This is a genomic window from Campylobacter sp. CFSAN093241, assembly GCF_012889595.1.
Taxonomy (GTDB): domain Bacteria; phylum Campylobacterota; class Campylobacteria; order Campylobacterales; family Campylobacteraceae; genus Campylobacter_D; species Campylobacter_D jejuni.
This window is the reverse complement of record NZ_CP040612.1, coordinates 762,915-785,559: the sequence shown is the minus strand read 5'-3', so window position 1 is coordinate 785,559 and position 22,645 is coordinate 762,915. Positions and strand designations below refer to the sequence as shown.

22 protein-coding genes and 1 pseudogene are annotated in these 22,645 nt (G+C 30.0%); 5 read left to right on the top strand and 18 right to left on the bottom strand.

The features are described 5' to 3' along the window. Nucleotide 1: 1 nt before the first annotated feature. The 3 genes from FBE96_RS04035 to glmU are packed head-to-tail and all read right to left on the bottom strand — an operon-like array spanning nucleotide 2 to nucleotide 3,056. Nucleotides 2–619, bottom strand: a complete 618-nt coding sequence (locus tag FBE96_RS04035; protein WP_002852539.1) for a hypothetical protein — start codon at nucleotides 617–619, stop codon at nucleotides 2–4. Next, nucleotides 616–1,770, bottom strand: a complete 1,155-nt coding sequence (gene coaBC, locus FBE96_RS04030) for a bifunctional phosphopantothenoylcysteine decarboxylase/phosphopantothenate--cysteine ligase CoaBC (protein ID WP_002906038.1) — start codon at nucleotides 1,768–1,770, stop codon at nucleotides 616–618. The genes FBE96_RS04035 and coaBC overlap by 4 nt, the downstream gene beginning before the upstream one ends. Further along, entirely contained in the window at nucleotides 1,767–3,056 is a 1,290-nt protein-coding gene (glmU, locus tag FBE96_RS04025; RefSeq protein WP_002856902.1) for a bifunctional UDP-N-acetylglucosamine diphosphorylase/glucosamine-1-phosphate N-acetyltransferase GlmU, read from the bottom strand. Before glmU ends, coaBC begins: the two co-directional genes overlap by 4 nt. Nucleotides 3,057–3,198: 142 nt before the next feature. Between glmU and fliP the strand changes: the two genes are divergently transcribed. Next, nucleotides 3,199–3,933 (top strand): flagellar type III secretion system pore protein FliP, encoded by a 735-nt coding sequence (gene fliP / locus FBE96_RS04020; RefSeq protein ID WP_002852529.1) that lies wholly within the window; start codon nucleotides 3,199–3,201, stop codon nucleotides 3,931–3,933. Here the strand turns inward: fliP and FBE96_RS04015 are convergent. From FBE96_RS04015 to FBE96_RS03980, 8 genes and pseudogenes are all read right to left on the bottom strand, one after another. Continuing rightward, nucleotides 3,930–4,154 carry a hypothetical protein gene (locus tag FBE96_RS04015; RefSeq protein WP_002780361.1) on the bottom strand — a complete coding sequence of 75 codons (225 nt, stop codon included), beginning with the start codon at nucleotides 4,152–4,154 and terminating at the stop codon, nucleotides 3,930–3,932. The two genes, fliP and FBE96_RS04015, sit on opposite strands and share 4 nt — an antisense overlap. Nucleotides 4,155–4,179: 25 nt before the next feature. Next, nucleotides 4,180–4,392, bottom strand: coding sequence for a hypothetical protein (locus tag FBE96_RS04010; RefSeq protein ID WP_079264038.1), 213 nt, complete (start codon nucleotides 4,390–4,392; stop codon nucleotides 4,180–4,182). A gap of 106 nt (nucleotides 4,393–4,498) precedes the next feature. Then, entirely contained in the window at nucleotides 4,499–5,269 is a 771-nt protein-coding gene (locus FBE96_RS04005) for a transporter substrate-binding domain-containing protein (protein ID WP_002873499.1), read from the bottom strand. A gap of 94 nt (nucleotides 5,270–5,363) precedes the next feature. Beyond that, nucleotides 5,364–6,639, bottom strand: a pseudogene (locus FBE96_RS04000) (hypothetical protein). Nucleotides 6,640–6,744: 105 nt separating this feature from the next. Continuing rightward, on the bottom strand, nucleotides 6,745–7,464 hold the full coding sequence (kdsB, locus tag FBE96_RS03995; protein WP_002868113.1) for a 3-deoxy-manno-octulosonate cytidylyltransferase: 720 nt from the start codon (nucleotides 7,462–7,464) through the stop codon (nucleotides 6,745–6,747). Beyond that, nucleotides 7,461–8,873: a threonine synthase gene (gene thrC, locus FBE96_RS03990; protein WP_002871729.1), complete on the bottom strand. Its 1,413-nt coding sequence runs from the start codon at nucleotides 8,871–8,873 to the stop codon at nucleotides 7,461–7,463. The genes kdsB and thrC overlap by 4 nt, the downstream gene beginning before the upstream one ends. Continuing rightward, nucleotides 8,870–9,796, bottom strand: coding sequence for a tetraacyldisaccharide 4'-kinase (locus FBE96_RS03985; RefSeq protein ID WP_002852582.1), 927 nt, complete (start codon nucleotides 9,794–9,796; stop codon nucleotides 8,870–8,872). The genes thrC and FBE96_RS03985 overlap by 4 nt, the downstream gene beginning before the upstream one ends. Before the next feature lie 3 nt (nucleotides 9,797–9,799). Then, a complete protein-coding gene (locus FBE96_RS03980; RefSeq protein ID WP_002852555.1) occupies nucleotides 9,800–10,540 on the bottom strand; it encodes an NAD+ synthase in 741 nt (246 codons plus the stop codon). A gap of 73 nt (nucleotides 10,541–10,613) precedes the next feature. Here FBE96_RS03980 and FBE96_RS03975 point away from each other — a divergent pair, with 73 nt between their 5' ends. Together FBE96_RS03975 and FBE96_RS03970 are read left to right on the top strand one after the other, a co-directional pair. Continuing rightward, on the top strand, nucleotides 10,614–11,210 hold the full coding sequence (locus FBE96_RS03975; protein ID WP_002852433.1) for an MBL fold metallo-hydrolase: 597 nt from the start codon (nucleotides 10,614–10,616) through the stop codon (nucleotides 11,208–11,210). A gap of 11 nt (nucleotides 11,211–11,221) precedes the next feature. Beyond that, nucleotides 11,222–11,527, top strand: coding sequence for a hypothetical protein (locus tag FBE96_RS03970; protein WP_002852583.1), 306 nt, complete (start codon nucleotides 11,222–11,224; stop codon nucleotides 11,525–11,527). 40 nt (nucleotides 11,528–11,567) lie between these two features. Here the strand turns inward: FBE96_RS03970 and FBE96_RS03965 are convergent, their stop codons facing one another. The 7 genes from FBE96_RS03965 to murJ are packed head-to-tail and all read right to left on the bottom strand — an operon-like array spanning nucleotide 11,568 to nucleotide 20,147. After that, nucleotides 11,568–12,347, bottom strand: coding sequence for an enoyl-ACP reductase (locus tag FBE96_RS03965; RefSeq protein ID WP_002852476.1), 780 nt, complete (start codon nucleotides 12,345–12,347; stop codon nucleotides 11,568–11,570). After that, nucleotides 12,347–13,243, bottom strand: a complete 897-nt coding sequence (gene dapA / locus FBE96_RS03960) for a 4-hydroxy-tetrahydrodipicolinate synthase (protein WP_002852574.1) — start codon at nucleotides 13,241–13,243, stop codon at nucleotides 12,347–12,349. Before dapA ends, FBE96_RS03965 begins: the two co-directional genes overlap by 1 nt. After that, nucleotides 13,236–14,486, bottom strand: coding sequence for a pitrilysin family protein (locus tag FBE96_RS03955; protein WP_002852436.1), 1,251 nt, complete (start codon nucleotides 14,484–14,486; stop codon nucleotides 13,236–13,238). Before FBE96_RS03955 ends, dapA begins: the two co-directional genes overlap by 8 nt. Then, a complete protein-coding gene (locus FBE96_RS03950) occupies nucleotides 14,483–15,541 on the bottom strand; it encodes a quinone-dependent dihydroorotate dehydrogenase (RefSeq protein WP_002868110.1) in 1,059 nt (352 codons plus the stop codon). Before FBE96_RS03950 ends, FBE96_RS03955 begins: the two co-directional genes overlap by 4 nt. Before the next feature lie 31 nt (nucleotides 15,542–15,572). Beyond that, the gene (locus FBE96_RS03945; RefSeq protein ID WP_002858782.1) at nucleotides 15,573–17,315 is read right to left on the bottom strand and encodes an ABC transporter ATP-binding protein; all 1,743 of its coding nucleotides are present in this window, start codon (nucleotides 17,313–17,315) and stop codon (nucleotides 15,573–15,575) included. After that, on the bottom strand, nucleotides 17,308–18,696 hold the full coding sequence (cysS, locus tag FBE96_RS03940) for a cysteine--tRNA ligase (RefSeq protein WP_002871728.1): 1,389 nt from the start codon (nucleotides 18,694–18,696) through the stop codon (nucleotides 17,308–17,310). Before cysS ends, FBE96_RS03945 begins: the two co-directional genes overlap by 8 nt. Then, nucleotides 18,696–20,147: a murein biosynthesis integral membrane protein MurJ gene (gene murJ, locus FBE96_RS03935; protein ID WP_002852456.1), complete on the bottom strand. Its 1,452-nt coding sequence runs from the start codon at nucleotides 20,145–20,147 to the stop codon at nucleotides 18,696–18,698. Before murJ ends, cysS begins: the two co-directional genes overlap by 1 nt. 103 nt (nucleotides 20,148–20,250) lie before the next feature. Here murJ and FBE96_RS03930 point away from each other — a divergent pair, with 103 nt between their 5' ends. Together FBE96_RS03930 and ruvA are read left to right on the top strand one after the other, a co-directional pair. Next, entirely contained in the window at nucleotides 20,251–22,110 is a 1,860-nt protein-coding gene (locus tag FBE96_RS03930; protein ID WP_002852626.1) for a flagellar assembly protein A, read from the top strand. After that, nucleotides 22,086–22,637 carry a Holliday junction branch migration protein RuvA gene (ruvA, locus tag FBE96_RS03925; protein ID WP_002906267.1) on the top strand — a complete coding sequence of 184 codons (552 nt, stop codon included), beginning with the start codon at nucleotides 22,086–22,088 and terminating at the stop codon, nucleotides 22,635–22,637. The genes FBE96_RS03930 and ruvA overlap by 25 nt, the downstream gene beginning before the upstream one ends. Nucleotides 22,638–22,645 lie beyond the last annotated feature (8 nt).

The window sequence follows — 22,645 nt, the reverse complement described above, 5'->3', positions numbered from 1 at the left end:
TTCATCCTTTAAAATCAAAAAGCCTTTTGAAAACAAACAAAGGTTCAATCTTGTTTTCTTGAGATACATTAAAATCTAAATGTTCGTTTAAAAATTTTTGCACCTTGGCAAAAGGTGTAAAAACACTAATGCCTTGCGAGTCTATTAAAATTTTTAAAGCTCCAAAAACGCTAAAATATAAGTAAATTTCTAAATATTTTGCTCTTTTACGCATTTGAAACAAGCAAGATTTATTTTCAAAGTTAAAAGGAATATGATAAATATTTTCAAAACTTGCAAAAAGCATTTCTTTTAATATCTGATAACGCTCTATATCTTTACAATCTAAAAGATTTTGTATGATGAATTTTTTATAAGAAATTTTATCCTCTAAAATAGCGATTATCAAAGCCAATCCCTCTTCAAAAGGTTTAAAATTAGGACGCTTTGAAAGATGTTTAAATTGTATAACTCCACCATTTTGCATATAAAGTTCAGCTAAATATTCAGCACCAATTTCAAGCTCTATCATGCTTTTGGTTTGAATCTTTTTGTGATTTAACAAAAGCGTATAATGTCCATAGCCTGATTTAGCCAAAACTTTCATTTGTATAGGCAAGGTAGAATTAATCATACTCATAATTTTTCACACCATTTTACTAATTCAAATGCCAATTTTTCTTTGCTTTGCAAAGTGCTTTTATTTTCATTGTTTAAAGTGATAAAATAAAGCTCATTTTGATCGCTTCCAAAATAATTTTTTTGATCAATGATATTAAGGCAAACCATATCAAGTTGTTTATCTTTTAGAGATTTTTTCGCATTTTCTAAGGCATTTTGAGAATCAAATTCCATCTTAAAACCTATCTTTTTGCCTTGAAATTTACAAGTTTTAAGCAAATCTTCATTTAAAGATAGATGCAAATTTAAACCCTGTAAATGCTCATTTTTTTTAATTTTCCCTTTTACACTTTGAGGGATAAAATCACTCACCGCAGCCGTCATAATCAAAAAGTCATGATTTAAATTTTTATCCAAAAGCTCCTTTAGTTCCTTAGAACTTTCAAATTTGCAAAGCTCATAAGGCGTATCAAATTCCACAGAGCTTAAAAGTTTTACCCTAGCTCCTAAAAAATAAAAAGCATCAGCTATGGCCTTTGCCATTTTTCCACTTGAAAAATTACTCACACAACGCACATCATCGATCTTTTCTTTTGTGCCGCCACCTGTGATAACTACACTTTTATCGCACCAAAACTTTTCTTTTAAAAGCTCTCTTTTGCTTATATTAAAGATATCTTTTACTTCAGCCAAAGCTCCGATACCTTCATCTTTACAAGCTAAAACTTTACAAATAGGCTCTATAATCAAAGCTTTATTTTCTTTAAGCATCTTTAAAGAATTTTGCGTGCTAAAATGATGAAACATATTTGTATTTGCCGCAGGAGCTATGATAAGAGATTTATTTGCTGCGATTAAGGTTTGGATAAAAAGATTATCCGCTATACCAAAAGCAAGTTTATTGATAGAATTAACACTTGCAGGGGCAAACAAAACAAGGTCTACATCCTTGCTAAAAGCTATGTGATTGTTTGAATTTTGCCAACTTTCATTTTCCTCACATAAAACTTCATCAACCAAGGCTTCAAAACTCATTTTGCTAGCAAATTTTAACAAACCATTAGAAAGCAAAACTTTTACCCTAAAGCCTTCTTTTTTAAACAAAGAAATAAGCTCATAAGATTTATAAAAAGCTATACTACCGCTAATGGCTAAAAGTATGGTTTTCATTTTTGAAATTTCTTATAATAATAATCTTTTATCATTTTATGCCCTGCTCTATTGATAAACAAAGCACCCTTTTCTACATTGACACTTACTGTGCTTCCTGCTGCTATGATCACTTCATCTTCGATTTTTACAGGTGCGATAAATTGCGTATCCGAACCTACAAAAACATTTTTTCCTATGATGGTTTTATGTTTTTTTACCCCATCATAATTACAAGTGATAGTCCCACAGCCTATATTGGTTCCACTATCTATCTCACAATCTCCTAAATAGCTCAAATGCCCTGCTTTTACGGTATTTAACTTTGCATTTTTGCATTCTACAAAATTTCCTATATGAGTGTTTTTTAACTCACAATTTGGACGCAAATGTGCCAAAGGTCCTACATCGCTATTTTCTACGATGGAATTTTCTATCACGCTTGAACTTTTAATGATAGAGTTTATAATCTTACTTTTGCCCTCTATCCTTACATTTTCATATACTTCACATTCACCTACAAATTCAACATCTGCACCTATAAAAGTGCTTTGCGGTAAATGAAAAATCACACCCTGTTGCATCCAGTATTTTTTAATTTTTTTTTGCATGAAATTTTCAGCTATACTGAGTTCAAATTTATCATTAATCCCCATAAATTCATCTTCATCTACAAAAACTGCTTTAATCATCACATCTTTTTCTTTTGCTAGTTTTACAATATCGGTTAAATAATACTCTTTTGCCGCATTATTGTTATCAATCAAAGGTAAAAGCTCTTTTAAAAGCCTCGAGTCAATCACATAAACCCCAGCATTGCAAGTATTTATCTCTTTTTCTTGCGTATTTGCATCTTTAAATTCAACAATTTTTTCAACGCTATCGTTTTTTATCACCACCCTACCATAACTTTTAGGATCTCTTGCTTTAAAAACTGCTAGATTTAATTTTGCATTATTACCCAACAAAGCTTCCAAACTTGTTTGCTCAACCAAAGGCATATCACCACAAAGAATCAACACTCTTTCATTTTTAGGCTCAAACCCACTTAAAGCTCCCGCAGTTCCTGGATAATTTTGCAAATCTTGCTCTAAAATTTGTGTTTTTGGAAAATATTCTAAAATTTCTTTTTCAACGCGTTCTTTTTGATGCGATAAAACTACACTTACATCATCACTTAAAGCAAAAGCCTTTTTTAAAATGTGTAAAATCATACTTTTTTGACAAAGCTCTTGCAAAACCTTTGGCTTTTGTGATTTTATTCTAGTGCCTAATCCTGCCGCTAAAATCAAAATAGAAGTTTTCATTTTTTACCTTTGTTATTAAGAAGTCTAAAAGACTATTTTAGCAGTTTAAAGTTAAAATCCTAATACCCTTAAACTAGTTTTTAGTCATCAAAAGATAAAATTTAAATTTCTTTAGTAAAAAACAAAAAAAGGTTTTTAAATTTTGAAAAAAATATTATTATTTTTACTTTTAAGCATGAGCTTATTTGCTGCTGAAGCAACTATCCCTACAGTAAATTTAAGCTTAAGTGCACCCAATACACCTAATCAGCTTGTTACTACTTTAAATATAGTGATTGTTTTAACCATACTTGCGCTCGCTCCAAGTATAGTTTTTGTTATGACTTCTTTCTTGCGTCTTATTGTAGTATTTTCATTTTTGCGACAAGCTATGGGGACGCAAAGTATGCCACCTAATACCATTTTAGTAACCTTGGCTTTAATTTTAACTTTTTTTATCATGGAACCTGTAGCTACAAAATCCTATAATGAAGGTATAAAACCTTATTTAGCAGAAAAAATAGGCTATGAAGAGGCTTTTATAAAAGGAGCAAAGCCTTTTAAAGATTTTATGCTTAAAAATACTCGCGAAAAAGATTTAGCCCTTTTTTATCGCATACGCAATCTACCCAATCCCAAAACCATAGATGATGTTCCCCTTACGGTTTTAGTTCCTGCTTTTATGATTTCAGAGCTTAAAACCGCTTTTGAAATAGGGTTTTTAATCTACCTACCCTTTTTAGTCATAGATATGGTTGTAAGCTCAGTTTTAATGGCTATGGGTATGATGATGCTACCTCCTACTATGATCTCTTTACCTTTTAAACTCTTAATTTTTGTATTAGTGGATGGATGGAATTTGCTAGTGCAAAGGCTTGTGGAAAGCTTTGTAACCTAAGATTTATAAAATCTTAAAAACAAAATTCCAAGAAAAAGATACAAAAGCAAAAATAATTCTAAAGCTAAAAGTATATACAAAAACAAGCCTTTAACGCAAAAAAGAGCTATAAAAACAACAAAAAGAATTACTAAGGCTGTTCGCCCTAGAAAGACTTTTTCTAGGGTCTTGATAGAATAAAAAGTAAAATCTAAAATAAGAGTAAAAATAAATTCTAGCATTGTAAAATACACCCAAAAACTAAGCTTAGTGGCATCTTGCAGCCATCATGTCAATTTTTGAATTGTAAGTACTTCCGCCCGGTGCAGGTGCATTCGCAACCCCAGCACCTACTACCCCCAATCTTATTCCATAATTTAAAATTAAAGGTATAGCTCTATCTTCTTGATAAGCATATTTGCAATACTCCCTAGCTGCGTTTAGTACAGTGCAAGATAAAAACAAAAATAACAAAAAAATGCAACTTTTTTCATTATCTTAAATCCTTTTATTTAAAATTTAAATAATGATATTGTATATCAAAATTTATAAAATTAATATTAATTATCAATATTTTATTAAAAGCCTACAAGAAAAAAGTGATATTATTTTGCTTAAAAACTTCTTTAATGTCTTTTAAATACTTATTGCCCAAAAAATCTAAAAAGCCATTTTTCCTACTCTCATCAATGAAATTATCAAGCTTGTCCTTTAAAGCTTCATCACCTTTTCTTACAGCTATACCCCAAAACTCAGGATTTTCTTGAAAAGGCGCTAAAATGGCTCTGGTTGTATCTTGATGCTTTTGCCAAGTCCGATAAATCGTAAGTTGATCATAAAAAAATCCATCAGCCTTGCCTTGAATCACTTCCAAAATAGCAGCATTTTCTTTATCAAATAAATTAATAGTTGCATTTTTTAAATTTTTAACCGCATATAAATGCCCTGTAGAACCACGCTTTAAAGCCAAAACTTTGCCCTTTTTATCTAAATCTTTGATATTTGTAATATCAGAGTTCAAAGGAGTTAAAATAGCCAAATTTGCCTTAGCATAAGGAATGCTAAAATCCACCACTTTCTTTCTCTCATCAGTAATTGTCATAGAGGACATAATAAGATCTATCTTGGCTGTTTTTAAAGCAGGTATTAAACCATCCCAAGCGATATTTTTTACTACAAGTTTATAGCCGTTTTTCTTTGCAAAAGCTTCTAAAAAATCCACGCTAATTCCACTTACTTTGCCTGTTTTATCGCTCATTTCAAAAGGCGGATATCCAAGCTCCATTCCTACAACCAAATCTTTTGCACTCAAATTTAAAGCAAAAAAAGAGATAAAAATCAAAATAATTTTTTTCATAATTTCCTTTCAAATTTTTTTGTAAAAAAATTATACTAGTTTTATCTTATTTTGTTATTAGCAATTTATTTCAAACTTAAAAAATTAATACTTCCTAAACCCTAGTTTGTCCTATAAGATTATTAAGTCTATCCATTATATTATTTACAAAAGAATTTATACTTTCATTACTTGCTTTCCAACCATTAGCTTTTGCTTGATGAAATTCTCTATCAAAAGAGATTCCACTGCCTACGTATACATTTTGCCATTTAACTCCTTTTTCCATTGCATATATACCTGCATCAAGCCAGCCATCTTGTGCATAACCTTTTAATAAACTTGCAAAATCAACTTTTCCTGTCATAATGTCGTCTAAAGAAGCTAAAGAGCCATCAAAGCTTTCTTTAGCCATAGCTTCAGCATAAGACTTAGCTATAGGATTTAATGTTGCACTACCTTCTCTTGGCGATACACCCGTTGATTTTAAAAAACTCATAAACAAAGCTTCTTTAGAATAACTTCCATCTTCATTTTGTGGATAAACTGACATATCAGGATTAAAAGTATCTATTGCAGTATCTTTATCTAAATTTTGAGTTTGCATACTTTGCGGAGTGAAATTTAATGGTTGTAAGCCTATATTAATATGTCCAAACATTCCTAATTGTTCTGCTTCATTATATTGCTCTTGTGTATTATAATAGTTTGTTATTGTTAGCTTGTCATAATTTTTCGGCATAATACCTATAGTTTTATCAGATGATAATTCACTAATTCCCTTAGGCATAGAATTTATATCTGCTTCAGTGAAACTTGTTTTATTGGTATCATTAAAAGCATAATTAACAATTTGATTAAATTGATTATAATATTGTTTTATGGTTTCAGCCATATCTATATTAGTATAATACTCGCTTACGCCTAAAGTATTCTTTTGTACTTGAAACAACAGGATCATTTTCGGCAGCTTTTTTAATCTCATCTAAAGTAGATTTATGTATCTTAAAATCTTCAGGAAGTCCTGCAGCTTTGTTAAAATCACTTCCCATATAACCATCTTTATCTACACTATAACCATAGGCTGTATTGATAGAAGTGCTTATATCTGCTTGTTTATATTTTAGAGTATAAATAGAGTTTTTAAATTCACTTGATATATCATAATTAGGAGAACTTGTCTTACTACTTATACTAAAATTAGTATTATTGCTAGTATTTGTTGTATTAGTAGAATTTAATACTTCACTTCTTGCTAGAGTTTGTGAATTTGCATTTTGAATTTCATTTAATTTACTAGCATTTTGTTTTAAAAAAGAATTAGCAAAACTTATTTTAGAATTTTCTTTACTTTCTTTACTCTCTTTACTTTGCATAGTTTGAGTTATCATTGATACTAAAGATACTCATATTAATTCCTTGATTTAGATTTTTCTGCCTTCAACCTAAATATATTAAAATAATATAAGCAAAATTTGTTCCGTTTTGGGGTGGAGTTATTTTTCTAAATAAATTTTTAAAGCCCTTTCATAGTCTTCTTTAGTATCAATCCCCATGCTTGTTGTTGAAATTTCAAGCATTTTGATTTTTTTACCATTTTCTATAGCTCTTAATTGCTCTAATTTTTCCGCTCTTTCAAGTGCAGAACTCGATAAAGAACAAAACTCTCTTAAAGCTTTTACACTATAAGCGTAAATGCCTAAATGCCCTTTAAAACTTTCCTCGTAATTTTCTCTTTCATAAGGAATTTTAGCTCTTGAAAAATACAAAGCATACCCTTCTTTATCGCAAAGCACTTTAACCAGATTAGGATCCATAGCTTCTTCTTGAGTGATTTTTTTATAACAACTCGCCATAAAAGCTTTTTTATCCAAGCAAGAACTTGCAAATTCTTTAAATTTTAATAAATTTTCACATTCTATAAAAGGCTCATCAGCTTGGACATTGATAATAATCTCATCATCTTTTAAAGCTAGTTTCTTACAAGTTTCATTAATCCTATCCGTACCGCTTTCATGATTTTTGCTTGTTAAAACTGCATTTAAACCATATTCTTTAGCGATACTTAAAACCTTTTCATCATCTAAAGCTATACAAACTTCATCCACACTACTTACCCTTCTTGCAGTAGCCACAAACATAGGCACTCCACCTACATCACATAAAATTTTCTCATGAAAACGACTTGATTTTAATCTTGCAGGAATAATAATCATTTTTGCATCCAATCTAAAATTTCTTTTTTTATATTTTTGGCTTCAAATACCTTTTCATCGCTATTTTTCAAGTCAAATAAAGCCAAAATTTCATCTTTAACTTGGACATTAAACTCTTTAGCTATAAATTTTAAATCTTCTTTTTCATTCTTAGAATCCCTATCGTATAAAGCTTTTATCATACTTGGAGTAAATTTTGTCCATTCTGCTGTAGAGGTAATAATGCTAGGTTTTAAAGGATCAAGCATTTTAAAACAAGTTGCGGTGTGCGGATCGATTAAAATCTTGCTTTGTTTGATAAATTGCATACATTCTTCATCGGTGCAAAAATCCGCCTCAAAATCTTCTTGTAAACTTTGCAATTCTTCTTTTTCAAGTTTAAAATATCTCTCATTTTTCAACAAATTCATCAGTTCTTTGGTTCTTTTATCTTTAAATTTCGCAAACAAAAGTCTTTCGATATTAGATGAAATAAGTATATCCATAGCTGGAGAAATAGTCTTCTTAAGACTTTTTTCACGCAAATCATAAACGCCATGATTAAAAAATTCACTCAAAATATTATTCACATTTGAAGCGATTTTGATTTTTGAAATTTTAGCTCCCATTTTTTTAGCATAAAAAGCTCCTAAAGCATTGCCAAAATTTCCACTTGGAACAATGATTTGTACTTCTTCTAAAAACTCATTAAAAAGTTTTAAACTCGCATAATAATGATAAATAATCTGAAATAAAATACGCCCAAAATTTACAGAATTCGCTGCGCAAAGCTCATAATTTAAAGCTTTAATTTTGTTTTGAAAATCTTTTGAAAAAAGCAATTCTTTTAAAGTGCGTTGCGCTGCGTCAAAATCCTCATCTATAGCAAAAACTTTCAAATTATCCTTATCTAAAGCTCGCATTTGCAACTCTTGAACTCCACTTGTGCCACCTTTTGGATACATACAAGCTACTTTAACATTTTTTGCATTTTCAAAGCTTTTTAGGGTTGCAGGTCCTGTATCGCCGCTCGTAGCACAAATAATTAAAATATTTTTATCCTTTGAAAATTCGTTTAAAAGCACGCCAAAAGGCTGTAAAGCCATATCTTTAAAAGCTCTTGTAGGCCCATGCCAAAGCTCGTTAATATAGGTTTTTTCAGAGATTTTTTGCAAAGAAATAGGTGTATTTTTATCATCAAAGCTTTCGTAACTTTTCAAAGCCTTTTTAAAAAGCTCTTCTTCGCCAAAACCAAAACTTTCTATAAGCTTTAAAGCAAAATCTTTATAAGACAAATTGGCATATTTTTCTCCTTCAAAAATAGGCAAATTTAAAGGTGAGTAAAGCCCTCCTTCCGGGGCGTTTGGGTTAATCAAAGCTTCCTTAAAACTTGATACATTATTTACATTTCTACTCTCGACTAATTTCATTGCTCAAACTCCTTGATATAAGTTTTTATTTTTTCCCTTAATGAATCTTTTAATTCTATATTTAATTCTATAATTTGACATTTAAAACCAAAATCTTTAACTTTAACAAAATCCTTAAAAGTAAGCATTAGTGTATCGCAATTATGTTTTTTTAGCAAATTTTCTAATTCTTCTTTTTTAAACTCATAATGATCTTTAAAAAAATAACAAGCCCTTGCTTTGATAAAATGCTCATACAATCTAAAAGGTTTAGCAATAGCAGTTACTAAAACAGCCTTTGGATTTTCTTTTACAAAAGAATAACGCACAAAATCCCTGCCTTCTAATGCAATAAAATCAGCCCTTTTTTCATAAAATTTCGGCAAACGATAAGCTCCACTTGGTAAGGTAAAATTAAAATAAGGTTTGATTTTACTTTCAAGTAAAATATCAAATTTTTTAATATGAAATTTAGAAAAAGCATCATCAAGCACAACAATTTTAGCTCCCAATTCAAAAGCTTTTTCAATACCTTTTACTCTATCTTCGCTCACAATCACACCTTTGATATTTTCTTCAAAAGCATACTCCATAGCTTCATCGCCACTTTGTGTTAAGGTGCATAAAATTTCATTTTGATTTTTAACAACAAACAAACCTTTAGACTTTCTTTTATAGCCCCTAAGTACTATAAAAACACCATCAAATTCCCTTGCTATAGCTTTACAAAGCGGGGTTTTTCCATTACCTCCAAAACTTAAATTACCAACGCTAATAACAGGCTTTTTAAAAACTATTTTTTTACGAAAAAAAGTATTTAAAATCGCAAAAAAAGCATAAAGCACACTTAAAGGTAAAAGTATAAAAGCAAGGCATTTTTGCCAAAAATTGGGCTTAAAAAAATAATTATCAAGCCAAAGTTCATAATTTTTTTCTTCATTCATTGTTTAAATTTCCAAAATTTCAGGCATTTTTCCCTTAAAAGCATTTTTTTGCATGCGATTTTTTAACATAGCAATCAAAGAAGGATCAAGTGTTCTTAAAAGTTTTTCATCATTAGTTTCTAAAGCTTTTAAACCTTCATCGATTTTTGTATAAGAAAAACCTAAATCCGCCTCATCACTTTGATTTTCCCAAAGATCCGCACTTGGAGCTTTTTTGATGAAATTTTCATGCAAGTTAAGGTATTTTGCTAAGGCATAAATTTCACTTTTATAAAGCGATCCTATAGGATTAAAAGCACAAGCTAAATCCCCATAAATCGTACCATAACCTAAAAGCAATTCGCTTTTATTAGAAGTGCCTATGACTAAAGAATTTTTCAAAGCAGAATAATCATAAAGCAAACTCATTCTAATACGCGCTGCAAAATTTCCCAAAGATACTAGAGTGGTATTTTCACTTTGCTTTATAAAAGCATCTAAAATGCTTTGAATTTCTATGATTTTATATTCAAGATTTAAATCCGCACAAAGCCTTAAAGCATCTTCAAGATTGGCTTTGTTTGAAATTTGAGTTGGCATTAAAAGAGCAAAAACATTCTCTTTTAAAGCTCTTTTACAAAGCGTTGCTACTAAAGCAGAATCAATCCCGCCACTAAGCCCCAAAACCACACCTTGACTTTGAGAATTTTTCACTTTTTCTTGTATAAAATCACACATTTTTTCCGTAATCTTTTGCCAATCCATAAAGCTTGCCTTTTAAAAATTTAATGTATAATTATATTTATTTAAGGCAAATTTTTTATTAAAGAGGCAAAAAATGCAAATTATCAAACAAGCTTGTGGAGTTTATGAAACTAATTGCTATATTTTATTTACCCCAAAGGGTGAATTTATCATTGATCCAGGAACTGATGCACTTTTATTTATCAAAAAACATGTAAAAAATCCTTTGGCGATTTTAAATACTCACGGGCATTATGATCATATTTGGGATAATGCCAAGGTTAAAAAAGAATACAACATCCCTATTTATATTCATAAAAATGATGCTTTTATGCTACATGATGATTTTAATCAAGGCTATGATTCTAGCGATGCGGATTTTTTAGTAGATAATGAAGATATTTTAAATATTTGCGGAGTTGATTTTAAATTTCACTTTTTACCAGGACACACACCAGGTTGCACTATGATAGAAATTGTAGGTAAAAATATCATGTTTAGTGGAGATTTTTTATTTTATAGAAGCATAGGAAGATGGGATTTTCCTTATTCAGATGCAAATTTAATGAAACAAAGCTTAGAAAAAGTTATGACTTACAAAGAAGATTTTAAACTTTTACCAGGACATGGACAAGAGACTACTTTAAAAGAAGAGCAAGTCCATCTACCCTCTTGGCTTAGATACTTTTAAGGTATATTAAAATGGAATTAGATCAAATTTTATTATATGCTTTTATTTTTTTAAATCTTTTTGCCCTTTTTGGTTTATTTTTAGGAAATAAAAAGAAAAATCAATTTAACGATAAAAAATTTTATAAAATCTGCCCATGTAAAAAAATGGCAGAAAATGGATCTTTAAGTACGATTTGTATTTATTCAGCTGTGGGAGGATTTTTTTACAGCGTATTATCTATAGGTTTTGTAGGTTTTGGTAATTGGACTTTAAATTTTATTTTTTTACTTGCATTATTAAGTGTTTTTTTAGGGTGGAAATTAAAACTTGATTGAAAAATATTTTTAAGAAAAATCCATTGATTTTTCTTAATTTTTATTTAAAAGTTGTACCACCATCAACGATGAAAGTATGTCCTGTAACCCAACTTGCCTTACTTGAACAAAGAAAAAGACATGCTCCAGCCAAATCTTCAGGCTGCCCCATGCGATTTAAAGGGCTTAAATTTATAGTAGCCTGTTTTACTTCTTCATAATTTGTAAAAGCTCTTAAAGCATCAGTTTCAATAGGCCCACCACTTACGACATTTACACGGATATTTTTTTCTCCAAGTTCAGTAGCCGCATATCTTGCCATAGCTTCTACAGCGGCTTTTGCTGTACCATGACCTGAATAATTTTCTATATACACTAAATTTCCTGTAGATGAGATAGAAATAATGCTTCCACCCCCTACTTTTTCCATCCTTTTAGCTGCTTCTTGTGCGCCCACAACAAAAGCATTTACTGTGGCTGTAAAAATGTTATTAATTCCCTTTGGTTTTAACTTCATAAATTTGGTATAGCCACCTACAACCGCACGTCCTGAAATGATAGCATTTGAGATAAAATAATCCACTCTATCAAAATCCACATCAATTTTTTCAAAAAGTTCTTTATAGGTTTCAGGTTCTAAGATATTAAATTCATAAGCTCTAGCTTTGATTTTATAATTTTTCTCCAAATCTTGAACCATTTCATCAGCAATTTGCGCATTAGAATTATAAGTAAAAGCTATATTTGCACCCACTTTAGCAAATTCATAAACTATAGCTTTGCCTATCCCGCGAGTTCCACCGCTAATCACTAAAGTTTTTCCTTGAAATTCTGTATTCATTAAAATCCTTTGATCTTATATTTTTTCATCACTTCTTCAATTTTAGCAAAATTTTCCTTACTTGGAGAACAAAGAGGAAGTCTAAATTCCAAACTTTCTATCAATCCAGCTAAATACATAGCCGTTTTAATAGGAATAGGATTACTTTCGCAAAATAAAATTTTATTGATATTATAAAGCTCATCATTGATTTTTTTAGCTTCTTTATAATTTTCATCTAAAGCAAAATGAGTTAAAGCGCTAATCATATCGGGTAATAAATTTGAAGTTACTGAAATCACCCCCTTTCCACCATTTGAAAGTATAGGATAATTGATCGCATCTTCCCCTGAAATAAGCATCATTCTAGGTTCGTGTGCAAGCAAATCCACACACTTATCGATATTTCCACTCGCTTCTTTTACTCCATAAATATTTTCACAATCTCTAAAAAGCTTGATAATAGTATCCGTTGAAATTTCACAACCTGTTCTTCCTGGAACATTATATAAAAGCACAGGAATATCTACACTTTGCGCAATAGCCTTATAATGCTCGTAAAGTCCTTGTTGCGTAGGTTTATTATAATACGGTGCCACACTTAAAATCCCATCAGCACCATGCTCTTTAGCAAATTTAGCCAAACCCACTGCCTCATGAGTTGCATTACTTCCCGCACCTGCTAAAACCTTAACTTTAGTTCCTTTACAAGTCTCAACGGCTATTTCTATGCAAGTTCTATGTTCTTCATGGGTTAAAGTTGCACTTTCTCCTGTTGTTCCTACTGGAACTACTGCATCGATGCCATTTTCTATTTGTCTTTTAATCAATCTTGCATAACTTTGCTCATCAACTTTTCCATTTTTAAATGGTGTAATAAGAGCCGTCATCGCCCCAATGATAATATTTTTATCCATTTGAATCCTTTCTTAGAATTACCGTAGTTGAATTTTCTTGAATAAAATATTTTTTAGCACAAGAAATCAAATCTTTTAATTCCAAATTTTGTATATCTTTCTCATAATTTAACAAAGGATTGATATCTCCTCTTGCTAGATATGAACCATAAATATTTGCCACTGCACTAGCATTGTTAAGTGAGAAAATAAAATCACTTTTGACATTATTTTTCACTCTTTGCAAATCTTTTTGAGAAATTTTACCCATTTTAAGTTTATCAATGATTTTTAAAAGCTCTTTTTCTACTTTTTCTGCATTAACATTGGGGTTACAATTACAAATAAAAATAAATAAATTTTCATCTATACAATCATTAACATAAGCATAATAATCATTGATTAAATTTAATTTATCAATCAAAATTTCACTCATTAAAGAACTTTTCCCACTTCCTAAAAGCTCGGATAAAGCATTTAAAGCAGGTATATCTTTGTGCTTGAAATTTGGAATTTTATAAGCAAGGGCTAATAGTTCAGTATCTGAGTTTTTATGTAAATATATTCTTTTTACTCCATCTTGCTTAGGCTCTTTTGTGTGAATTTTAGGTATAGTCTTAGTATTTTTAATCTTTTCAAAATGTTTTTTTGAAAGCTCAAAAACTTCCTTACTTTCTATATCGCCACTTACAAGTAAAATCGCATTTTTAGGTTGATAATAAATACTGTGAAATTCTTTAATATCTTCAATACTCCAATTTTCTATATCCTTAAAAAAACCTATAGGAGTCCAATGATAAGGATGATACATAAATGCATGATTAAAAAGCCTAAAATAAAGATATCCTAAAGGGTTATTATCTGTTCTCCATCTACGCTCTTCTAAAACCACTGCTCTTTCAGGCTGAAATTCTTCATCTTTTAAATTTAAATTCGCCATAAGTTCTGCAAAAAGCTCTAAAGCTTTATCTAAATTTTTCTTCGCACATTTAATATAATAATGAGTATAGTCAAAACCTGTGCTTGCATTATCCACACCACCAAAACCCTTAACAATCTCATCAAATTCGCCAGCTTTTAAATTTTTAGTACTTTTAAAATTTAAATGTTCTAACATATGAGCTATGCCACTTTTTCCCATGATCTCATTTCTTGAACCCACTTTATAAAAAATATCAACGCTAATCACATCGCTATTTTTATTTACAGGCAAAGCATAAACTTCAAGCTTGTTTTTTAATTGAATTTTTTCATAAGCAATCATTTTAAATTTACCCCAACAGCTTCGCTAATGTGTAAAAAACCATCTTTTCTTAAAAGCTCTATAAGATTTTGATTGATATTTTTTACCAAAGAAGGACCTTTAAAAATCAAAGCTGTATAAACTTGCACCAAATTAGCCCCATTTTTAATACGCTCATAAGCAATATCAGCACTATCAATCCCTCCACTTGCAATAAGCAAGGTTTTGCCAAAAAGAATTTTAGCTACTTCTTTGAAAAAAATACCACTTTTTTCCGTAATCAGTCTTCCACTAATACCACCAAAAGTACGATTATTATCTAATAAACTATAATCAACACTAGTATTGGCTAATATAAACCCATCTGCACCTTTTTTAATGGCATTTTCACATAAATTTAAAGCATCATCTATTTTCATATCAGGAGCAATTTTTATCAAAATAGGCTTAGAAGTGATTTTTTTGGCTTCTTCGAGCAAGGTATTTAAAAAATCATCATTTTGCAACTCTCTTAAATTTTTAGTATTAGGAGATGAGATATTAACGATAAAATAATCACACAAATCCTTAAAATCTCTAAACAAAGTAAAATAATCCTCCAAGGCTTTATCATTTGGAGTGATTTTATTTTTCCCTATATTTACCCCTAAAGGCAAAACAAAAGGATAGGTTTTTGCAAGTCTTAAAGCAATCTTTTCAGCACCTTCGTTGTTAAAACCCATAGCATTTTGTATACTTTCTTGTTTTACAAGTCTAAATAGACGTGGCTTTTCATTGCCTTCTTGAGGTTTTGGAGTAAAAGTTCCCACTTCTAAAAAGCCAAATCCTAAAGCACTCAAAGGTCTTATCATAGTGGCATTTTTATCAAAGCCTCCTGCTAAACCTACAGGATTATTAAAATCAAGTCCAAGTAAATTTTGCCTTAAACTCTCATCATCAACTATATATTTGTGTGCTAAAAAACTTAAAGCTCCTGGAAAACTGGCACTTAAAGCCCTTAAGCTATATTCAACCAAAGCATGTGCATGCTCAGGGTTTAACTTAAAAAGTAAAAGTTTTATCATTTCATAAGCCATTTTTTAATCCTTTTTGAAATTCTAACTAAAATTAACTAAAGCTGGGCTTTGTTTTTTCTTTGCTTTTAAATTTTTGATACAAAGAACAAGTTTGCAAAAGCTCTTCATCTTTACCTATTGCCAATACCTTACCCTTATCCAATACTACTATTTTATCCGCATTTTCTATAGTGCTTAAACGATGTGCAACCACTAAAATCAATCTATCTTGTTTTAAATTTTCTATAGTTTTAACTATTGCTTTTTCACTTTCATTATCCAAAGCTGAAGTTGCTTCATCAAAAATAAGCACATCAGGATTTTTATATAAAGCTCTAGCGATTGCTATTCTTTGTTTTTGCCCTCCACTTAAGTTCTTACCATGTTCTTTCACTTCAGCCCAAATCCCGCCCATTTCTTTAACAAATTCATAAGCATTGGCCAATTTTAAAGCTTGGATGACTTTTTCTTCTTCTAACTCTTCGCTATAAGCAATATTTGCAGCAAAACTATCATTAAAAAGATAAATATTTTGCGTTACAAGTCCTATTTTAGCATGTAAGCTTTCTATGGTAAAAGTGCTAATATCTTCTTGATTGAGTAAAATTTTACCTTTTTGCTTTTCATAAAAATACATCAAAAGATTAATAATAGAAGATTTACCACCCCCACTTGTCCCTACAAGAGCAAGCATTTGCCCTTTAACAAAATCAAAATTTACGCCTTTTAAAACACTTTTATGCGGGTTTTCATAAGCAAATTCAACATTTTCAAAGCTAATTTTTTCAATGTTTTTTAATTCTTTGCTTCCACCTTTAATTTGAGGTTCTAAATCCAATAAATAAAAAGTTCTTTCACTTGCCGCAACAGCACCTTGAAGTTTTCCATATAAAGACGAAAGACGCTTTAAAGGAGTATATATCGCAAAAAGTGCCGAAACAAAACTGATAAAACTTCCCACACTCATAGAACCATTGATAACCTCTCTACCCCCTACAATAATCACCACAGCAACCCCAACAGAACCCATCATATCCATTAAAGGACTTGTAAGTGCATCAATACGTGCGGATTTTAGGTTTAATTTACATAAAGTATCATTATGCTTAGCAAATTTATCACTTTCTTTTTTTTCATTATCATTAGCTTTGATCAATTCAATATTTGAAAAAATTTCACCCAAATAAGAAAGTAAATCCGAATTTGTTTCTTGTATATTTCTTGCATATTTTTTAAGTTTTTTAGCAAACCATACCAAAGGAAAAATAGCTAAAGGCAAAATCACTAAAGCAAAAAAAGCCAAAGTAGGACTTTGATACAAGACTACCGCAAGCAGTCCTATAGCAGTTAAAAGCTCTCTAAAAAAATCAGGAATAATGTTTGATACTATGCTTTGAAGTGCATTAATATCATTAGTACAACGACTTACAAGCTCTCCGCTTCTATAGCGTTTAAAAAAATCCATATCCAAGCGTAAAACATTTTTTAAAACCCTAGCACGCAATACTCTTAACATATCTGTTCCTATAAAGGAAACATAAAAACTTTGTAAATAAGTTCCAAGATTTTTAAAAAAATACATCAATACTAGCAAAAAAGGTACTGTATAAAGTAAAGCTTCATTTTTTTCAACGAAAATATAATTTAAAATAGGCTCTAAAGCATAAAAACTTCCAGCAGTTCCTCCGCTTGCTAAAATCATACCAAAAATAGCTATAGCAAATTGTTTCCAATATCTTTTATAAAAGGGCTTAAAGCGTATTAAAACCTCTTTTAAATTCATCTCATTATGCATTTATTTTCTCCCAAATTGTTCCATTTGGAGTATCTAAAAGAGTGATTTTTTTACTATTTAATTGCTCTCTTATTGCATCAGCTGTGTTAAAATCTTTGTTTTTCTTAGCCTCAGTTCTTTCTAAAATTAACTTTTCAATCTCTTCTCGTTCTTCTTTGCTTACACCCCATTGAAAATATAAAGTTGCATCCATAAAACCAAAGCCAAAAATTTTAGCTAGCTCACTTAAAGCTTCTTTGATATTTTGTTTTAAAATTTTATTTTTGCTTTCTTTATCCAACTCTAAATTTGCACTACTGATAAAATCATCCAAAAGAGCTAAGGCTTTAGAAACATTTAAATCATCATTTAAAATCTCTAAAATTTGCTTAGCAATTTCGCTTTTTATTTCAATATCATTTAAAACATCAAAATCAGAAATTTCACCTAAATCCAATCTTTTTTTAAGGCGATAAAATTTATCTAAACGTTTTTTAGCATTTTCTAAATCCGATAAAGAATAATTAAAATGAGATCTATAATGAGAACTCAAAAGATAAAATCTTAAAGCCTCGCCCATAAATTCTTTTAAAGCATCTTTTATAAAAAAACTATTATTTAAACTTTTACTCATTTTTTCGCCATCGATTTTTACAAAACCATTGTGAAGCCAAATATTTGCTAATTTTCTCTTACATCCACAACGACATTGCGCAGCTTCATTTTCATGATGAGGAAAAAGCAAATCTATCCCTCCAGCATGTATATCAAGAGTATTTTCAAAAATAGAATCAATCATAGCAACACATTCAGTATGCCAACCTGGACGCCCTTTGCCAAATTCACTTTCGTAAAAATTTTCATCAAATTTCCAAAGCACAAAATCGCTTTCATTTCTTTTTTGCACTTCATTACTTAGACGAGAGATATTTTCTTCTAAATTGCGATTTGATAGGCTTAAATATTTTTCATCTTTACTTGTATCAAAATAAATTCCATCTTCTAGAGTATAAACAAACCCATCCTTAGCAAGCTTTTTAATCAAATCAAGCATAGCTGTTATATAATGCGTTGCACGAGGTTTAAAATCAGGATCTAATACATTTAAAACCCTCATATCCTCTTCATAACTTTTGATATAAAATTCCGTAATTTCCTCTAAAGTTTGACCACTTTGAGCCATTTTTTTCAAAATCTTATCATCAATATCTGTATAATTTCTAGCAAATTTTACCCTATTGCCTTGAGCAAGTAAAACCCTACGCAAAAGATCAAAACAAACACTACTTCTTGCATGTCCTAAATGTGCATCATCATAAACCGTAGGTCCGCATAAATAAATACTAATATCTTTTTTATCAAGTTTTATTTTCTCTTTTGTTACACTATCTAATAATCTCATTAAAAAACTCCTTTAAAACTTGTAAAAATTCCTATAAAAAAACTTAAAATATAAGGTTTAATCAAAATAAGTAAGATCGTAAAAACAATCAAAGCAACTATAACCAATAAGCAAATTTTAATAGATATTAAAGCAAAAAATTTCTTAAAACCAAATTCTTTGATATTAGCTCCAAGCAAATAAAAAGCACTAATAGAGCTTGAAAGTGCTACTGCAATAACCTTTAAACTTTCATCTTTAATCAAAAATATAAAAGCCATAGAACATAAAGCACTGATAATTAAAGATTTTACCGCGATCCAAGCTGCTGTTTTTTGTTTAAATTTTGCATAAAGCCACAAAGAAAAAAGCTTTTGCAAACCAAAAGGTAAAAGCCCTATAAGATAAGCAATCAAAACATAAGCCGTAATCACACTATCTTCGTGAGTGAAATTTCCTCTTTCAAATAAAAGCTTTGAAATTTCCAAAGCAAACACAGAACCTACAATACTAGAAGCAATAAGCAAAATGCTTAAAAGCGCTAATGCTCTTTGCATAAATTTTAAGGCTAAATTTTCTTGATCACTTTTTAAATGTTTTAAAATTTTTGGAAAAGAAACTTGAGTTAAAGCAATAGCAAAAAGTGCCAGGGGGAGTTGGAAGACACGATTTGCATAATAAAGATAAGAAATACTCCCGCTCATTAAAAAACTAGCTATAGTTGTATCAAGCAATGAGCTAAATTGAGTCGCAGAAGAACCTAAAACTCCATGAAAAAAATTGCCATAAAAACCTTGTAATTTCGCCTTGGTTTTTTTAAATTTTATACTTAAAGTCATAGCACGTATTACAGGATTGTTTTTTAAAACAAGCAAATGTAAAATAAGCTGTGCCACCCCACTTAAAACCGTTGCATAAGAAAAATAATAAAGTGTATTTTGCGGTGCATTTTTATCCACAAAAAAGGCAGCTATAACAATACTTAAGTTAAATAATGCCGCAGAAAAAGAGGTAATGAAAAATTTTTGTCTATAATTTAAAATAGCTCCTAAAAAAGTAACTAAAAAAATAAAAAACAAATACCAAAAATTAATCGCCACCAAAGGAGCCGCTAAAGCTATAGTATCTGCGTTAAACCCAAAAGCAAAAAGCTTAGTAAAAAAAGAGGAAAAAAAACTTACCAAAAGACAAAATAAAAAAACTATAAGGCTAAATTGCATCATTACACTAACGCAAAAAGCTCCCTTTTTTTTCGCTTTTACAAAATTAGGCAAAAAACTTTGTCCAAAAGCCCCTTCTGCAAAAATTCTTCTAAAAAAAGCAGGCATTTTTAAAGCCACAAAAAAAATATCACTATAAAGCCCTGCTCCTAAAAAAAGCGCTATTAAAACATCTCTAGCAAGCCCTAAAATTCTTGAAAATAAAATTCCTAAAGCATTGATAATAAAATTTTTAAATACTAAACTCTTCATTAAATTTTTTCATAAATTTCAAAATATAAAGAGAACTATTTTAACTAAAATTGATTAAAAATTGACTATAATTACATTCTTAATTTTTTACAAGGGGAAAGTTTTGGCTTTGGATGAAAAAATTATTGCCTATACAGAAAATCCAGCTCGAGAGCTTTTAAGCGTAGCTTCACGAACAAACCTTAGCTTAAATGAGCTTGATTTTAGTTTATTGGCATTTTCTACACAATATCGTTTTGGAGATTTAGAATGGGAAAAAATCTCTGAAAAAGAATTAACTCTTTTTGATAAAGATGAAATTTTTTTAAAAAATGATCTTCAAATCAAGCAAGAATACAAAATAGAAATTTTCCACGGTATAAACCAAAGCAAAGCATCTCAAGCAGTCAAACTAGTTGCAAATAAAAATTTAACCAAAATAGTTGCTCAAATTGATTTTACAAATTTAGACTTTCATGAAAAACTAGCACTAGAACTTTTGCAAAATATTTATAAAAAGATGTTGAAACTTAAATTTTTAATAGGTATCCGCATTTTTGATTTTAAGAAAAAATTAATGTCTTTTTGCAACCAATATAAAAACACCCCTTTAAATAAAACTATACAAATCACCGTTGCACAAGGTATTGATCCTATAGAAAGTCAAGATGAATCTCTGATCTTGACTTATAAAGAAAAAACCAAAAACTACACTATCGATGAAAAACGCTCAGGTATTATTGTTGTTGATGAAAATGAAGTTGTTTTAAAACACGTCAAATTTAAACAAGGTAAAGAAGGAAAAGACTTAAATTTACACACCTTAAAAGTTTTAGCCGCAAATGAAAATAAAGTTAAATTTTCTTGTTCTTCGGCTTTTAAACAAGTAGAGCAAGATGGATACACAGAATATATAGCCTTAAAAAAAGGTTATGTAGTACAAGATGGTGAAAAATTTGATATCGCCAATGAACTAGATTTTAATGGGGTAGATTTTAAAAATATAGGGATTATAAGAGCTGGACTAGACAAAAATGTCAAAATCAATATAAAATTTCTTTCAGAAGTAAAAGATGCTGTAAATTCTGGCGTTGGGATAGAATGTGAAGAATTAAATGTAGTCGGAAGCGTAGGAAGCAACACTCAACTTAATGCCACCAAAATGAAAATTGAAGGCACTACGCACTCTAAAGCCAAAATTCAAGCCAAACAAGCCTATATAAAAACTCATAGAGGATTTGCGGAAGCCGAAATTTTAAATATAGATTTGCTCGAAGGTGGAACAATCAAAGCCAAAGAAGTGAGAATTAAAAAAAGTTTAGGCGGAAATATACAAGCTGATAAAATCTATATAGAAAATTTAGAAAGTAATAATTCTTGTGTGTTTTTTGAAAACACCACAATAGAACGCATTAACGGGGATAACAATAAATTTCATGCTAAAATTAAAACTCTTGATAAAAATTATGATGAAGAATTTGCGATTTTAGGAGAGCAAATTTCTAAGTTAAATCATAAAATAAATAAAATAAGACAATACATTTTATCAAGCAAAAATGGAATTTTAAGCGTTGAAAAAAAGATAACAGAACTTAAAAATCAAGGTCAAAATGTTCCTGTACAATACGAAAAAGCCCTAAAAGATTTCTCTTTACAAAATCTTGAATTAAATAAACTACAAAATGAAGAAAAAGAACTTCTTGAACGCAAAAAATCTTTACAATTAGAATTAATCAATTTGCAAAAAATGCTTTTTGAAGCAACTTTTATAAATAAAAGCGGCAAATGGACTGATATGAATGAAATCAAATTTTCACTTCTAGAGCCTAAAGAAGATATTTTTTGCTCTTCATTTGTTAATGAAAGTGCTAAATTTATAGGCATTAAAAAAGTCATACAAAACAACCAAGAAAGTATAGAAATACATAAAAAATTAGATTATGAAGAAAAGGATATAGCATGGTTGTCGGCATCGAAGGAATAATCACAAAAAAAGAACCTACTTTTATCATTGTTAAATGTGCTAGTGGTTTAAGCTATGGGATATTTATTTCTCTTTTTTGTTCTGCTAAAATTCAAACTCAAGAAAAGCATGAGTTTTTTATCACTCAAATCATCAAAGAAGATTCTAATAAATTTTATGGCTTCTTGGATAAAGATGAACAAAAAATGTTTGAAATGCTTTTAAAAGTCAATGGAGTGGGTGCAAATACTGCTATGGCGGTATGCTCTAGTCTTGATGTAAATTCTTTTTACAAAGCGTTAAGTTTGGGCGATGAAAGCGTGCTTAAAAAAGTACCTGGCATAGGTCCAAAAAGTGCAAAACGCATTATAGTAGAACTTTCTGACACAAAAACCAAACTTGAAAATGTAAGCAATGATAAAAGCGAAGCCTTAGCCGCACTTCTTACTCTAGGCTTTAAACAAGAAAAAATCATAAGTGTTTTAGTAAGTGCTCAAGCAACAGGCACAAGCGAACTCATCAAAGAAGCTCTTAAAAAACTAGGATAAAGGAATAA